The 14,224-nt window shown below is 62.3% G+C and carries 15 protein-coding genes; 6 read left to right on the top strand and 9 right to left on the bottom strand.

Translation table 11 applies throughout. The annotated features are described in order from the left end of the window. Window positions 1-68 precede the first annotated feature (68 nt). Window positions 69-689 (top strand): acyl carrier protein phosphodiesterase, encoded by a 621-nt coding sequence (locus OKB87_RS07890; protein WP_270827066.1) that lies wholly within the window; start codon window positions 69-71, stop codon window positions 687-689. Window positions 690-725: 36 nt separating this feature from the next. Here the strand turns inward: OKB87_RS07890 and OKB87_RS07895 are convergent, their stop codons facing one another. The 3 genes from OKB87_RS07895 to arsC form a co-directional block, all read right to left on the bottom strand. Further along, window positions 726-1,796 carry a linear amide C-N hydrolase gene (locus OKB87_RS07895; protein ID WP_270827067.1) on the bottom strand — a complete coding sequence of 357 codons (1,071 nt, stop codon included), beginning with the start codon at window positions 1,794-1,796 and terminating at the stop codon, window positions 726-728. A 294-nt stretch (window positions 1,797-2,090) separates the two neighbouring features. Then, window positions 2,091-2,486 (bottom strand): DUF2069 domain-containing protein, encoded by a 396-nt coding sequence (locus OKB87_RS07900; protein ID WP_016350325.1) that lies wholly within the window; start codon window positions 2,484-2,486, stop codon window positions 2,091-2,093. Further along, complete coding sequence (arsC, locus tag OKB87_RS07905; protein WP_270827068.1) at window positions 2,483-2,833, bottom strand: arsenate reductase (glutaredoxin); 351 nt, start codon at window positions 2,831-2,833, stop codon at window positions 2,483-2,485. Before arsC ends, OKB87_RS07900 begins: the two co-directional genes overlap by 4 nt. Window positions 2,834-2,893: 60 nt before the next feature. Between arsC and OKB87_RS07910 the strand changes: the two genes are divergently transcribed. Next, on the top strand, window positions 2,894-3,376 hold the full coding sequence (locus OKB87_RS07910; protein WP_270827069.1) for a TlpA family protein disulfide reductase: 483 nt from the start codon (window positions 2,894-2,896) through the stop codon (window positions 3,374-3,376). 119 nt (window positions 3,377-3,495) lie between these two features. On the opposite strand, the gene OKB87_RS07915 is transcribed toward OKB87_RS07910, so the two are convergent. Further along, on the bottom strand, window positions 3,496-4,950 hold the full coding sequence (locus OKB87_RS07915; RefSeq protein ID WP_348981351.1) for a beta-barrel assembly-enhancing protease: 1,455 nt from the start codon (window positions 4,948-4,950) through the stop codon (window positions 3,496-3,498). A 128-nt stretch (window positions 4,951-5,078) separates the two neighbouring features. On the opposite strand from OKB87_RS07915, the gene OKB87_RS07920 reads away from it, so the two are divergent. Genes OKB87_RS07920 through OKB87_RS07930 form a run of 3 tightly spaced genes read left to right on the top strand, consistent with a single transcriptional unit; the run spans window position 5,079 to window position 7,250 of the window. Next, a complete protein-coding gene (locus OKB87_RS07920) occupies window positions 5,079-5,321 on the top strand; it encodes a sulfurtransferase TusA family protein (protein ID WP_206819746.1) in 243 nt (80 codons plus the stop codon). Window positions 5,322-5,336: 15 nt separating this feature from the next. Further along, window positions 5,337-6,407 (top strand): AI-2E family transporter, encoded by a 1,071-nt coding sequence (locus tag OKB87_RS07925; RefSeq protein ID WP_029301299.1) that lies wholly within the window; start codon window positions 5,337-5,339, stop codon window positions 6,405-6,407. Between the two features lie 39 nt (window positions 6,408-6,446). Beyond that, window positions 6,447-7,250: a MipA/OmpV family protein gene (locus OKB87_RS07930; RefSeq protein WP_270827070.1), complete on the top strand. Its 804-nt coding sequence runs from the start codon at window positions 6,447-6,449 to the stop codon at window positions 7,248-7,250. A gap of 83 nt (window positions 7,251-7,333) precedes the next feature. On the opposite strand, the gene OKB87_RS07935 is transcribed toward OKB87_RS07930, so the two are convergent. Then, window positions 7,334-8,134 (bottom strand): alpha/beta fold hydrolase, encoded by an 801-nt coding sequence (locus OKB87_RS07935; protein ID WP_252376901.1) that lies wholly within the window; start codon window positions 8,132-8,134, stop codon window positions 7,334-7,336. A gap of 112 nt (window positions 8,135-8,246) precedes the next feature. On the opposite strand from OKB87_RS07935, the gene ppk2 reads away from it, so the two are divergent. Further along, window positions 8,247-9,062, top strand: coding sequence for a polyphosphate kinase 2 (gene ppk2, locus OKB87_RS07940; protein WP_270827071.1), 816 nt, complete (start codon window positions 8,247-8,249; stop codon window positions 9,060-9,062). 115 nt (window positions 9,063-9,177) lie between these two features. Here the strand turns inward: ppk2 and OKB87_RS07945 are convergent, their stop codons facing one another. From OKB87_RS07945 to malE, 4 genes are all read right to left on the bottom strand, one after another. Continuing rightward, window positions 9,178-10,314, bottom strand: a complete 1,137-nt coding sequence (locus OKB87_RS07945; RefSeq protein ID WP_201903118.1) for an ABC transporter ATP-binding protein — start codon at window positions 10,312-10,314, stop codon at window positions 9,178-9,180. 69 nt (window positions 10,315-10,383) lie between these two features. After that, a complete protein-coding gene (malG, locus tag OKB87_RS07950; protein WP_005299600.1) occupies window positions 10,384-11,274 on the bottom strand; it encodes a maltose ABC transporter permease MalG in 891 nt (296 codons plus the stop codon). 12 nt (window positions 11,275-11,286) lie between these two features. Then, on the bottom strand, window positions 11,287-12,939 hold the full coding sequence (malF, locus tag OKB87_RS07955; RefSeq protein ID WP_270827072.1) for a maltose ABC transporter permease MalF: 1,653 nt from the start codon (window positions 12,937-12,939) through the stop codon (window positions 11,287-11,289). Between the two features lie 75 nt (window positions 12,940-13,014). Then, complete coding sequence (gene malE / locus OKB87_RS07960; RefSeq protein WP_011705558.1) at window positions 13,015-14,196, bottom strand: maltose/maltodextrin ABC transporter substrate-binding protein MalE; 1,182 nt, start codon at window positions 14,194-14,196, stop codon at window positions 13,015-13,017. Window positions 14,197-14,224 lie beyond the last annotated feature (28 nt).

Consider the following 14,224-nt stretch of genomic DNA (forward strand, 5'->3'; position numbering starts at 1 on the left):
TCCCGTAGGCAAGGGCCGCCGGATCCGCTAGGCTCAGCGACAATCCCCCCTGGCTGACGTCACCCTTCATGAACTATCTGGCTCACCTGCATCTGGCAGCCCATACCCACAGCTCCCTCACCGGCAACCTGCTGGGGGATTTCGTCAAGGGCACCCTGCCGAGCACGCTCGGCACCGAACTCGACGAGGGGATCTGGCTGCACCGCAAGATAGACGCCTTCACCGACAGCCACCCCGAACACAGGGCGGCGGTGGCCTGCTTCGAGGCCCCCTGGCGCCGCTTTGGCGGCATCCTGGTGGACATGCTCTACGACCACTGGCTCAGCCTGCACTGGCCGCAGTTTCATGACGAAGCCCTGCCCCGCTTCCTGCAGCAGAGTTACCGGCACCTGCTGGTGGAAGCGGACCGCCTGCCGGATGGGTTGCCGCTGCCCCTCCGACGGATGGCGGAGCAGAACTGGATCGCCTCCTATCAGCACAAAGAGGGGCTGGCGCAGGCCCTCAACGGCATCGGCCGCCGGCTGCGTCGCCCCCTGCCGCTCGGCGATGCGCTGCTCACCCTCAAGCAAGTGCAATGGCAAGGATGCGAGGCGGGCTTTCTGCGCTTCTACCCCCAGCTGATGAGCCACAGCGTGCAGCAGCTGGCCCACTATCGCGAGACTGGCGGCCACGCCGGCTTGCGGCCATAAAAAAGGCCCCGTGAGGGGCCTTCTCTGGGCTCTTTATCAGGCCCCTGGCGTGGCTGGCAGGAAGGTGAACGCCTTGGCCGGCACAAACTTGTCCGCCGTTTCCCCCGCATAGAGCTGACGCTCGGTCAGCGGGAGTTTCTTGACCGGGGCGCCCACACTCAAGTCCAGCTGGTCCATGCTCACCCAGAAGGTGTTGGGCAGATGGGTCAGCTCGAAGAAGTAGCGGCGATGCTGTTGATCCGACACGCTGCGCCACAGGGTGGTGGAGATGTTGGGTTGATCCGGAGTGCTGATCCCCATGGGCACCGAGACGTTGCGCATCACGCTCATCACACCGGCCACGGCCTCATTGGCCTGATCCGTCCTGGGCAGGGTCTTGATATAAAAAGAGGCCCGGGCGAAACGATCCGCCGACCGGTTGGTGCCCGGCAGCATGGTAAGCCCGCCTATCTCCTCCCAGTACTCGTTGAGTGCCAGCTGCTTGTCGAACACGGGGGAGTTGGTCATCACCTGATAGCTGCGGTCGTGGTGGATCTGCAACTTGCCATCCACGTACTGGAAAATGGCCGAGTCGCCGCTGGCATCCGAGATGGAGAGGTGCAGCTGGCCCGGCTTGCCATCCGGCGTCAGGGTGGTCACCACATAGAACTCGTCCTTCGACAGGGCGGCAACCGCCTCGCTGACGGTGGCAAAATTGTCCAGCACATACTGGGCCCAGAGGGAGATGGAGAGCGTCTTGCGCGGATCCTTGTCGCTCGGAGTCACATACTCCGACTCGGTCAGATAGAGCAGGTTGGCCACCAGCCCCTTTTCGTTCATGCCATCGGCGGTACCCGCGTCAAACCCCGCGGCGACCAGGGAGCCATAGCGCGCGTTCCACGTCATGGAGTGCGGCCCGGCCGCCCCGCTCCGTTCGATGCCGCGCGGCAAAGCCCAGAGGTTGGTCGGCATGGCGGCGCGCCAATCCATGGTGCGGCCGGTCACCACCAGACCGCCATCGCCCTGATAAACGGCGCGGGTGCAGGCATCGGCCAGCGAGCTGACCGACAGGGCCATGGTCAAGGCCAACAGGGTTTTCTGGAACAAGGGGCTGGATTGGCGTTTCATAGGATGCATCACTCAAGGCTGGTGAAATGGACAGGCTAACGGCGGCCGCTGTATGGGAGCTTAATGAGGATAGTCAGCCGCCTGCCACGCTCCCACCTCGCTGCGGCCAAGATGTGATCACATCGACATAGTGGCTGCAAGATCAGCGAGATACAGCGGACATCTGCGTTGCCAGCAAGCCCTTGGCCCACCCTCTGTTGCGTCGATTCCGGTCGTGTCATGCCGGGCAGCGCATCCATAAAAAAACCGGACTCCAGGTCCGGTTTGCACAGAGCAGGCGCGCTGACGCTGGCCTCAGTGGTCTTGCGCCGAAGGCTCACCCTTTTTCTTGCGAATGCTCAGGCCCAGCTCGCGGCCGCGCAGGCGGGCGTAATAGATGGTACCGATGAAGGCGAGCACGGTGAACACCAGCTCCACCACCGCCAGCCAGCGCTCCCCCTCATCCGTGGTGATCAGGGTCAGGGCGTGCAGGAAGTAGGGCATCAGCACGAAGTTGCCCCAGGCATGGGTGTAGGGGTTGCCCTGCACGATCCCCTTGAGCGGGAACAGCAGCGGTACCGTCCAGATCACCGGCAGCAGCCAGGGGTTGAGATCCGGGTGGGGCGAGAGCCACAGATGCCAGAGGATGACCCAGCCCAGCAGGCCGAAGAAGCCGACCAGGGTCAGCAGGCGGGCGAAGCGGGTGCTCACTTGAGGATCTCCAGCACCTGCTCGGGCGGACGGCCGATGCGGGCCTGGCCGTTCTTGATGACGATGGGCCGCTCGATGAGCTTGGGATACTGGTGCATGGCGTGAATGAGATCATCGCCGCTCACCTCGCCAAGCCCCAGCTCCTTGTAGAGATCTTCCTTGGTGCGCATCAGCTGACGCGGATCGCTGAACCCCAGCTGGCTCAGCAGGGTGCGGATCTCTGCCTCGCTCGGGGCCTGCTCCAGATAGAGCACCACATCCGGGGCGATCCCGTGCTGTTCCAGCAAGGCCAGGGTTTCACGGCTCTTGGAGCAGCGCGGATTGTGGTAGATTTGGGTCTCGCTCATGATAACTCCCTGATTAATCGCAAGATGGGACAAGAAACGGCGCTATTGTAGGGGAAACTGATGGTCAGGGTAAGCGCGAGAGTGCAGGAATTGAAACGAATTTGTTGGCTGATTGTGGCCGGCCTGCTGACGGCCTGCAGCCCGGCTCCCCAATTCACCGGAAGCCAGAACCAGCCGGTGGCCCTGGCCGACTTTGCCGGCAAGCCGCTGTTGGTCAACTACTTCGCCCCCTGGTGTGCCCCCTGCCTGCGGGAGATACCGCTGCTGGAGGCGTTGGCGCGGGAGGGGCAAACTGCCGTGGTGATGGTCAACTACGACCCGGCCACGCCGGCCGAGCTCGCCAAACTGGCCGGGCAGTACCGCATCAAGGTGCCGCTGCTCATCGCCCGGCAGGAGGCGAGCCTCCCCTTCCCCCGCCCCGCCGGGCTGCCTACCAGCTATCTGCTCGATGGCGAGGGCAAGCTCCAGCTGACCCTGGTGGGCGAGCTCAACCCATCGCGGCTCGAGGCCCTCAGGGCATCCGTCAAACCAGTGGGCCACTGAGCACCCAAATCCTTGCGAAAAAGCCAGCCCGCTGACGTTCCCGCCATTCACTTCGCCATCATAAAACGACAAGGGCGCACCGAGGTGCGCCCTTGTCATGAGTGAGAGCCGCTGGCCCGTCAGCCCTTGAGACTGTCGAGATCCTTCTTGGCCCGCTCCAGCTCGGTGATGCGCGCCTCCAGCCTGGCCAGGGTCAACTTGTCGTTGGTGGTGCCACGCGCCACGATCAGCTCGTCGATGGCTGCCTGGTAGTCACCGCGCAGGGAGAGCATCTCGGCCCGCGCCATGTGCAGATCGGTCATCCTGCCCGCCTTGCGATAGGCATCGGAGAGCAGGCTCCAGGCCAGGTTGTTCTCTTCGTGCTCGCGGGCATAGGGGTCGAGAATGGCGATGGACTTCTTGTAGTTGCCCCCTTCCAGATAGGCGTTGCCAAGGTTCACCACCACCACCTCGTTGTCCGGCATCCGGGTGCGGAACTTCTCGAGCCGGGCGATGGCCTGGGCGCTGCGCCCCTTGGCCAAGTCGATGTCAGTGAGGGCATCCACCACGAACAGATCTTCGGGGTGGCGAGTCGCCAGCTCCTGCATCAGGGCATCGGCCTCGTCAGTGCGCTTGAGCTGCAGCAGCGCCAGCGCCTTGCCGTAGGTGGCCGCATCCTTGAGCGGGTAGTCCCCCTTCTGCAGGCGGTTGTCAAAATAGGTGAGCAGGGCCTGCGGGCTCTCGGTGCCAAAACGCACCTGGATGCGCACCTTGGCCAGCCAGAAGTCGAGGCTCGGCGGCAGATCCCGGCGGCCATAGCTGCCCGCCCGGGCGCGCGCCTCGCTGATCCGGGTCTCCGGCAGCGGGTGAGTCAGCAGCATCTCAGGCGGCTTGCTGGCGTAGCGATACTCGGCCGCCAGCTTCTGGAAGAAGTTGGCCATGCCCATGGGATCGAAGCCGGCGTCGTAGAGGGTTTTCATGCCGATCCGGTCCGCTTCGTATTCGTTGTCGCGGGTGTAGTTGATGGCCGACTGCATGGAGAGACCGAGCGTGGTCTGCAGCGCGGCGATGCCCGCGGTGGGGTTGATCACCGCCAGCGCGATGGAGCCCACCAGCCCGGCCAGGGTCATGGCGGAGCTGCTCGCCTGCGCTTCCATGTAGCGGGCGATGTGGCGCTGGGTCACGTGGGTGATTTCGTGCGCCAGTACCGAGGCGAGCTCGCTCTCGCTGTCGGCATAGAGAAACAGGCCGGTGTGCACCTTGACCCGCCCGCCGAGGAAGGCGGCCGCGTTGATGCTGGGGTCGTTGATGAGGAAGAAGGTAAACGGGAAACGCACACCGTCGGCGTTGGAGAGCAGCCGCTGGCCCAGATCGTCGATGTACTGGCTCAAGACGGGATCATCGATGATCGGCAAGCCGGCCCGGGCAAAGCGCATGAAGGCGTTGCCGTAGCGCACCTCCTGCTCGATGGGCAGGGCGGCCACCCCGGCGGTGCCGATGTCGGGAAGCTGGTTGTTGGCCTGGGCATGGAAAGTGGCACCCATCAGGGAAGCCAGCAGGGGGAGCGATGCCATCAGGGGGGAAAAGCGTGCCACGTTATCTCTATCTCCAATCAGACCCTACCGGGACACCGGCAGAATACCCTTGCCCATCAAGGGCTACAAGCGTTGTTTCGCGCTCTCATCACGGCCATAATAGCCGCCTCACGCGCGATGGAGCCTCCATGGAATACCTCGACCTGACCCCCTGGCGCTGCCCCGAGCCGCTGATCCGGCTCAAGCTCTGGCTGCGTCAGGCCAACGCCGGTCAATCCCTGTCCATCCGGCTGGCCGATGCCGGCTCCCGGCAGGACATTCCCGCCTATCTGCAACGCCAGGGTCATGCCTTCACGTTGCAGGAGGCGCCAGACAATACCCTCTCTTTGCAGTTGGTGGTCGGGGCAAAGCACTACGGCAAGCCCCAGTAACCTAAGGATGTCGCCATGTTAGAAGTCATCAAGCGCTGGTATCAGACCCGTTTCTCCGATCCCGATGCCGTCACCCTGTTCCTGCTGCTGGTGGCCTGTTTCGCCGTGCTCTGGCTGTTCGGTGATCTCTTGGCGCCGCTCTTGGTGGCGCTGGTGATGGCCTACCTGCTGGAGTGGCCGGTGAGCCGGCTGCAGCGGGCCGGGCTCTCCCGTACCCTGGCCACCAGCCTCATCCTGCTGTTGTTCATCGCCCTCACCGCCATGGCGTTCCTCGGGCTCATCCCGACCCTGGCGAGCCAGGGGCTGAATCTGGCCAAGGAGTCGCCGGCCATGCTTTCCCATGCCCAGGACTATGTGCGCACCCTGCCGGAGCAGTACCCCGAGCTCATCAACGTCACCCTGGTGGAGACCATCATCGACAACATCCGCCAGCGCATCCTGACCGGTGGCGAGCAGCTGGTGAGCGCCTCCCTCAGCTCCCTCATCAACGTGGTGGCCATCCTCATCTACGCCATCCTGGTGCCGCTGATGGTGTTCTTCATGCTCAAGGACAAGCAGATCCTGATGGGCGGGCTGCGCCGCTTCCTGCCGCGCAACCGCACCCTGGTCAACCGGGTCTGGGTGGAGATGAACGAGCAGATCCTCAACTACATCCGTGGCAAGGTCATCGAGATCCTGATCGTCGGGGTGATCAGCTATGTGGCCTTCGCCATGCTGGGGCTGCGCTACTCGGTGCTGCTGGCGGTGGCGGTCGGCTTCTCGGTGCTGATCCCCTACATAGGTGCCGCGGCGGTGACGGTACCGGTGGCCATGGTGGCCCTGTTCCAGTGGGGACTGACCCCGGAGTTCACCTGGCTGATGGTGGTCTACACCGTTATTCAGGTGCTCACCGGCAACGTGCTGGAGCCCATCCTCTTCTCCGAGGCGCTCAACCTCCATCCGGTGGCCATCATCATCGCCGTGCTGGTGTTCGGCGGCCTGTGGGGATTCTGGGGGGTCTTCTTCGCCATTCCCCTCGCCACCCTGGTCAAGGCGGTGCTCAACGCCTGGCCCAAGCGCGAAGAGCTGCCCGCCGCGACCAAATAGTGCGATAGTCGTCCCATCATCAGTGACAACGGAGTGTCCATGCGCGTATTGCAATCCATCAAACGGGCAGGGCTGGCGGCCCTGCTCCTCACCGTGCTGCCAGCTCGGGCCGACATTGACCTCGGCTCGCTGGATCTGCTCTCCAGTGCCAACCCCAGCAGCCCGGTGCCGCGGGGGCTGGTGGGCGGCGCTGTCCTCCTTGGCGGGCAGGCCCGCTATCAGGCACAGGACAACACCCTCTACCCCATCCCGGGCTTTCTCTATTTCGGCGAGCAATTCATGTACCTGGGAGACCGAGCCCGCTACTACCTGCACAAGGATGAGCGCGTCGCCCTCTACGGTTATGGCCGGGTGCGCTTTGGCAACCTGGATCCCGCCGATGAACCGGCGTTTACCGGCATGGACGAGCGCAAGGGGCAGCTGGAAGGCGGGATCGGTGGCAACCTCATCACGCCCTACGCCCTCTTGACCGTGCGGGCCAGCAGCGACATCAGCGGCCGCAGCAAGGGTCAGGAGCTGCTGCTGTGGGCCGATTTTCCCATCCTGCGTGACAAGCTGCTGATCATGCCGGGGATGGGGCTGATGCTGCGCAGCGACAAGATGGCCAACTACTACTTCGGCGGCATCTCCGAAAGCGAGGCCACCGCCCAGCGCCCGGCCTGGGATACGGGGTCAACCCTCTCCCCCATGGCGGCGCTCATCACCAGCTATCGCTTCAGCCCCAACTGGATTGGCATGTTTGCCATGAACTACGAATGGTACGACGGCGACATCGAGCACAGCCCGCTGGTCCAGCACACTGGCGAACTCTATGCCGGCGTGGGGATCGGCTATATCTGGTAGTCGGCATAGCAGGCAACGACAAGACCACACGCGCAAAACAAAAAGGGAGCCATCGGCTCCCTTTTTGTTTTGCGGCGCACGCCTTACAGCGCAGCCAGAAACGCGCCGAGCTGCTCATTGACGAAGGCGGGGTTCTCCAGCGAGGCGATGTGGCCGGCCGCCGGCACCTCCTTGAACGGACAACCCAGCACCTCGGCCATCAGGTAGCCTTCCAGCACCGGCCGTGCCTTGTCCTGACTGCCGGTCATCACCAGCGCAGGCACGCTGATCTCTTCCAGCCACTCGATACGATCCTCGCGGGTCACGAAGCTGCGGCCCACCGCCACCATGGCGGCCACCTTGTCGGCCGGCCAGGCGGCGAGGCGCGCCTTGAAACCGCTCATCAGGTCGGCATCCGGCTGATCGGCAAAGAACAGCGGCGCCACCTGCTCGACGATGGGGGCCGGGATGGTGCCAAGCTGCTCGATCATCGCCAGCATGCCGAGGTAGCGCTCGCAGGTGATCTGCGGCTCGAGACCGACGAAGCTGTCCATCAGCACCAGGCCCTTGAGGCGCGCGGGAGCCATGCGTGCCAGCTCGACGCCCCACATGCCGCCGATGGAGAGACCCACCAGCACGAACTCATCGATGCCGAGCGCATCGAGCAGCGCCAGATGATCGCGCGCCAGGGTTGCCAGGGTGCAGGCCCCCTCGGGCAGCGCGTCGGAATCGCCGTGGCCCCACAGCTCGGGCACGATGCAGCGATACTGCCCCTTGAGGGCCTCGATTTGCGGCGCCCACATGGCGCTGTCCCACAGGTAGCTGTGACCAAACAACAGTACCGGGCCCTGCCCCTCGTCCAGATAGGCCATTTGGCGGCCCGCGATCTCCATAAATTGCTTCATGTTTTCTCCTGTTTCTGGTGCCGACTATTGACGGGGCGGCAGTGTAGCACGACCCTCTTGGCAGTGACGCCTGCCTGGTGCAATCTGGAAAAGTGTCAATAAGGAGAAGAACATGCCGAAGGACAAGAGCAAGAAACGCCCGCGCCTGGACAAGAAGACCTACGAGCACCACCTCGCCCATCTGCAGGAGGAGCTGGTCAAGCTGCAGGAGTGGGTCAAGCAGGAGGGGCTGAAAGTAGTGGTGCTGTTCGAGGGCCGCGACGCCGCCGGCAAGGGGGGCGTCATCAAGGCGATCACCGAGCCTCTGAACCCCCGGGTCTGCCGGGTCACGGCGCTGCCCGCCCCCTCGGATCGCGAGCGCTCCCAGTGGTACTTTCAGCGCTACGTGGCCCACCTGCCCGCCGCCGGCGAGATGGTGCTGTTCGACCGCTCCTGGTACAACCGGGCCGGGGTCGAACGGGTGATGGGCTTTTGCAGCGACAACGAGTATCGCGAGTTTTTGCGGGCCTGCCCCGAGTTCGAGCGGATGCTGATCCGCTCTGGCATCACGGTGATCAAATACTGGTTCTCGGTCAGCGACGAGGAGCAGGAAAAACGGTTCAAGGAGCGGATCAACACCCCCATCAAGCGCTGGAAGTTCAGCCCGATGGACCTGCAGTCCCGCTCGCGCTGGGTGGAGTACTCCCGCGCCAAGGACGACATGTTCACCTACACCGACACCGAGGATTGTCCCTGGTTCGTGGTGGAGGCGGACGACAAGCGCCGCGCCCGCCTCAACTGCATCTCCCACCTGCTGGGCAAGGTGCCCTATGAGGCGATCCACTACGAGCCCATCACCCTGCCCCCCATCAACACCGAGGGTTACGAGCGCCCGCCGCTGACCAACCAGCACTTCGTGCCCGATATTACCGCCGCACTCGAGGGTTGAGCCCTGCCACCTCGCCTGCCGTTCTCGCCAAACGGCAGGCAATAAAAAGCCGGTCTTGCGACCGGCAAAAAGGCATTGAATCTAAAGAAAGGAAAACCTCGGCAGCCGCCCCTGGTCAGGTGCGGATGTATTTGGCCGTGCGCGGGAAGGCTTGCTCCTTGGCATCGAACAGGTAGCAGGCTTCGGCCGGAATGCCGACGCTATACTCCTGACCGGTGGCCACATCCACGTCGGAGCTGGCCTTGACGGTGAAGTCGTGCCCAGCCACGTCCATGTAGACGAAGGATTCGGCCCCCAGGTGTTCGGCCACCTGCACCACCCCGCTCACCTTGCTGTCGGCATGGGGGTGATCCAGCGGCACCAGGTGCTCGGGACGAATGCCCAGCTCCACCTTGTCGCCGACCGCGCCGCTGCGGGCATCGACCCGGGCACGCACGGTATCGCCGGTGGTCAGCTTGACCACGCACTCCTGCTCGCCAATCTCCACCAGCTCACCGGCCAGGAAGTTCATCTTGGGAGAGCCGATGAAACCGGCCACGAACTTGTTGTCCGGGTTGTGATAGAGCTCGAGCGGAGTACCGAACTGCTCCAGGTTGGTGGTCGCCTCGCCCTTGAGCGGGCTCAGCACCACGATGCGGTTGGCCAGGGTCATGGCCTCCACCTGGTCGTGGGTCACGTAGATGATGGTGGAGTTGAGCTCCTTGTGCAGCTTGGCGATCTCGATGCGCATCTTGACCCGCAGGGCGGCATCCAGGTTGGACAGGGGTTCGTCAAACAGGAACACCTGTGGCTGCTGGACGATGGAGCGACCGATGGCGACCCGCTGACGCTGACCGCCGGAGAGTGCCTTGGGCTTGCGGTCCAGCAGCGGCTCGAGACCCAGGATCTCGGCGGCGCGCATCACCCGCTTGTGGATGTTCTCCTTGTCCATCTTCTTGAGCTTCAGACCGAAGGCCATGTTCTCGTAGATGTTCATGTGCGGATAGAGGGCGTAGGACTGGAACACCATGCCCACGTTGCGCTCTACCGGCGGCACGTCGTTCATGTAGCGACCACCGATGGTCAGCTCGCCGCTGGTGATGTCTTCCAGACCCGCGATCATCCGCAGCAGGGTGGACTTGCCGCAACCGGACGGACCGACGAAGACGATGAACTCCCCTTCCTTGATGGCCAGGTTGATATTGCGCAGGGTGTCCTTGTGAACAGCCGGGTCGTAATTTTTGCGAACGTTGTTGAGTACTACTTCAGCCATGTCGAGCTCCGCTCTTGAATCTTTGCAAATCGTGATGGCGGGGGGAGTCGGCTCCCCCGGCCATGAACCTTAACCTTTCACGCCGCCGGCAGTGAGACCACCTACCAGCCAGCGCTGTGCGAGCAGGAACACCACTGTGATGGGGAAGCCCGACAGCACGGCCGCCGCGGCAAAGTCGCCCCACAGGTAGTTCTGCGGATAGAGGTACTGCTGGGCCCCGACCGCCAGGGTCAGATTGTTCACATCCTGCAGCAGGATGGAGGCCATGGGCACCTCGGTAATGGAACCGATGAAGGCCAGGATGAACACCACCGCCAGGATGGGCACCGACAGGGGCAACAGGATCAGGCGGAATGCCTGCCATGGGGTGGCACCGTCGATGGCCGCCGCCTCCTCCAGGGAGGAGTCGATGGTCTCGAAGTAACCCTTGATGGTCCAGACGTGCAGGGCGATGCCACCCATGTAGGCCAGGATCAGGCCACCGTGGGTGTTGAGACCCAGCCAGGGGATGTAGTCACCAATCTTGTTGAAGAGCGCATAGATGGCCACCAGTGCCAGCACCGCCGGGAACATCTGGAAAATCAGCATGCCCTGCAGGATGGTGGACTTGCCACGAAAACGCAGGCGGGCGAAGGCGTAGGCACAGGTGGTGGAGAGCACCACGATCATCAGGGCGGTGATGCCTGCGATCTTGATGGAGTTCCACAACCAGGTCAGCACCGGGAACGGCGGCGGCGTGATGCTGCCGTCGGCGTTGGTGATGGACATGCCCAGCGCCAGCTTCCAGTGATCCAGGGTCGGGTTGGAGGGGATGATCTCCCCTACCGCGAAGTTGCCGTTTCTAAACGAGATGGCGATGACCATGATCAGCGGGAAGATGATCAGTGCCAGGAAGCCCCACATCACCAGGTGGGTTGCCCACACCCGGTATTTGACTGATTTGGGTTGTACGATTGCCATGTTGAAGCCTCCTTACAGTTGCTTGTCGGCTTTGGACAATTTCAGGTTGAGCAAGGCCAGCGCACCCACGATGAGGAAGATGGCGGTGGCGATGGCACTGGCCAGACCGTAGTCCTGACCACCCGAGCCCTGGAACGCGATCCGGTAGGTGTAGCTCACCAGCAGGTCGGTGGTACCGGCCGGGGTGCTGGCGCCTATGATGTCCGGCGCGCCGTTGGTCAACAACTGGATGAGCACGAAGTTGTTGAAGTTGAAGGCGAACGAGGCAATCAACAGCGGTGTCAGCGGCTTCATCAAGAGCGGCACTGTGATCTTGAAGAAGTTCTGCACCGGACCGGCACCGTCCATGGCAGACGCTTCATAGAGATCTTCCGGAATGGCTTTGAGCAGCCCCATGCAGAGGATCATCATGTAGGGGTAGCCAAGCCAGGTATTGACGATGAGGATCATCACCTTGGCCAGGAAGGGGTTGGTATACCAGTCCGGCTTGATGCCGAACGCCGCTTCCAGGAACAGGTTGATCTCACCGAAGTTCTGGTTGAACAAGCCCTTGAACACCAGGATGGAGATGAACGCCGGGATGGCATAGGGCAGGATCAGCATGACCCGGTAGAAACCGCGCCCCTTGAGGGACTCCCACTGCACCAGACAGGCCAGCACCATGCCGATGGCCAGGGTGAAGCCCACCGAACAGGCGGAGAAGATCACGGTCCAGACGAAGATCTGCAGGAACGGTGCCTGGATACCCGGATCGGTGACGATGCGGGCGAAGTTCTTCCAGCCCACGCTCACCACGAAGCCTGGTGCCACGCTCTTGCCGACAAACTGGCCCTGCTCGTCGATGTATTGATAGAAGCCGGTGTCGCCGTTGGGCAGCATCAGCTCGCCGCTCTGGTTGTCACGCAGCAGGTTGCTGTCTTTGATCACCACCCCGGACTTGAGCACGGCACCGTCCAGCAGACGGGTGTACTGCTGCTTCTGGGCAGCGAACTTGCGCAGGCTGCTCAGGGTCAGGTGGGTTCCGCCATCCGGCAGCACCAGATCGAGTGCGCTCAGGTGGATGCGATGGTCGACGATGGCCCGGATGGGAGCCACCTTGTCCACGGCCTCCCCTGCCAGGGGTTGCAGCTGAACAACCTGCACCGGTTCATGGACTCTGCCCTCGCGGACAGCCAGTTCACGGGCCTTGTTGCTCATCAGGGTAACGGGTTGACTGATAAAGGATTGGTCGTCCTGTTTCAGCAGCAGCTGAAACTGATTGTTCTCACCACCCAAGAGGGTGAAATCGAATTCACCGCCCGCCACCTTGTAGGTTTTTTTCAGATGGTAATCCCGCGCCTGTTCGATGGAGAGCAGGTTGGATCCCGAATAGTTGGTGAAGGCGATGCCGATCGTGTAGGCAAGAGGGAAGATGATAAAAACAACCATGCCGGCCACACCGGGGAAGATATAGCGGTGGGCATAGGTCTTCTTGTTCATGAAGACATACAGACCGACGGAGACCACCACCAGATCCAGCAGAGCGAATACCCACTCACCGCTGGCGTACATCATCACGGCTGCATAACCGTTGAGGATGGCTACCAGAGCAGCAATGGTCCACTTAAGCCAGGTGTGCTTATCCTTCGGACCGGCATAGGATTCAATAGAAGGTACTACTTCCATGCCAATTAACCTTTATAACGCCAAGAGAGATTTGAGAGAGTGGGAGGCCGTTGCGGCCTCCCGGGTAGTGCGTGCTTACTGAACGATACGCTTGGCAGCGGTATCCAGGGCTTCGTCAACGCTCTGACGGCCGGAGGTTACGTTCTTGAGGGCAGTTTCGAAGGAGGACCAGAAACGGCTCATCTCAGGTACGGACGGCATCGGCTCGCCATTCTGGGCGTTTTGCATGGTTGCCTTGATGTGCGGATCGGATTCCAGGGTCTTCTGGAAGGACTTCAGCGCCACGGCGCCCAGCGGCTTGTCGGCGTTGACCGGTGCCAGACCGGCGTCGGTCAGCAGGTAGTTTTCCAGGAACTCGATGGCCAGATCCTTGTTCGGGCTGGCGGCGTTGATGGTGGCACCCAGCACGCCGACGAAGGCCTTGGCCGGTTTACCCTTCAGGGTCGGCAGCGGCGCTACGCCGTACTTGATGCCGCTCTTGTCCAGGTTGCTCCAGGCCCAGGGACCGTTGATCATCATGGCCACTTCGCCCTTGTTGAACTTGGCGTCCATCACACCGTAGTCGATGCCTTTTTCCAGGTGACCGGACTTGATCATCTCGGAGATGTAGCCGACACCGGCCTTGGCACCCGCGTTGGCCACGCCGGTGTCTTTCACGTCATAACCGGTAGCGGTTTTCTTGAAGGCATAACCACCGTTGGCAGCCACCAGCGGGTAGCTGAAATAGGGGGTGTCATAGGCCCACATGATGGCGCGCTTGCCGTTCTTCTTCAGAGTCTCGTCAATCTTGGCGATCTCTTCGAAGGTCTTCGGCGGCTCCGGCAGCAGATCCTTGTTGTAAATCAGGCTGACCGCTTCCACGGCAACCGGGTAGCCGTAGGTCTTGCCATCGACGGTCATGGCATCCCAGGCGAACTGTTCAAACTTGGCTTTGGTGGCTGCATTCGGGGTCACGGGGACCAGCAGACCGGCCTTGACCCACTCACCGTAACGGTCGTGAGCCCAGAAGAAGATGTCCGGACCGTTGCCGGTGGCAGCGGCTTGCTGGAATTTCACTTCCACCTGATCAGGGTGCGCAACCGTCACCTTGATGCCGGTTTCGGCTTCAAACTTCTTACCTACTTCGGCCAGACCATTGTATCCCTTGTCACCGTTAATCCAGATGGTCAGTTGACCTTCGTCAATGGCGGCAGTGGCAGAGCAAGCCACGCCCAGAGTAGCCAGACCGATCAGGGATGACAGCAATTTCTTTTTCATGAGCCTTTCCTTGTATTAGTTCCGCGCT

It is taken from the genome of Aeromonas sp. Y318-1 (genome assembly GCF_027706125.1).
Lineage (GTDB): Bacteria > Pseudomonadota > Gammaproteobacteria > Enterobacterales > Aeromonadaceae > Aeromonas > Aeromonas hydrophila.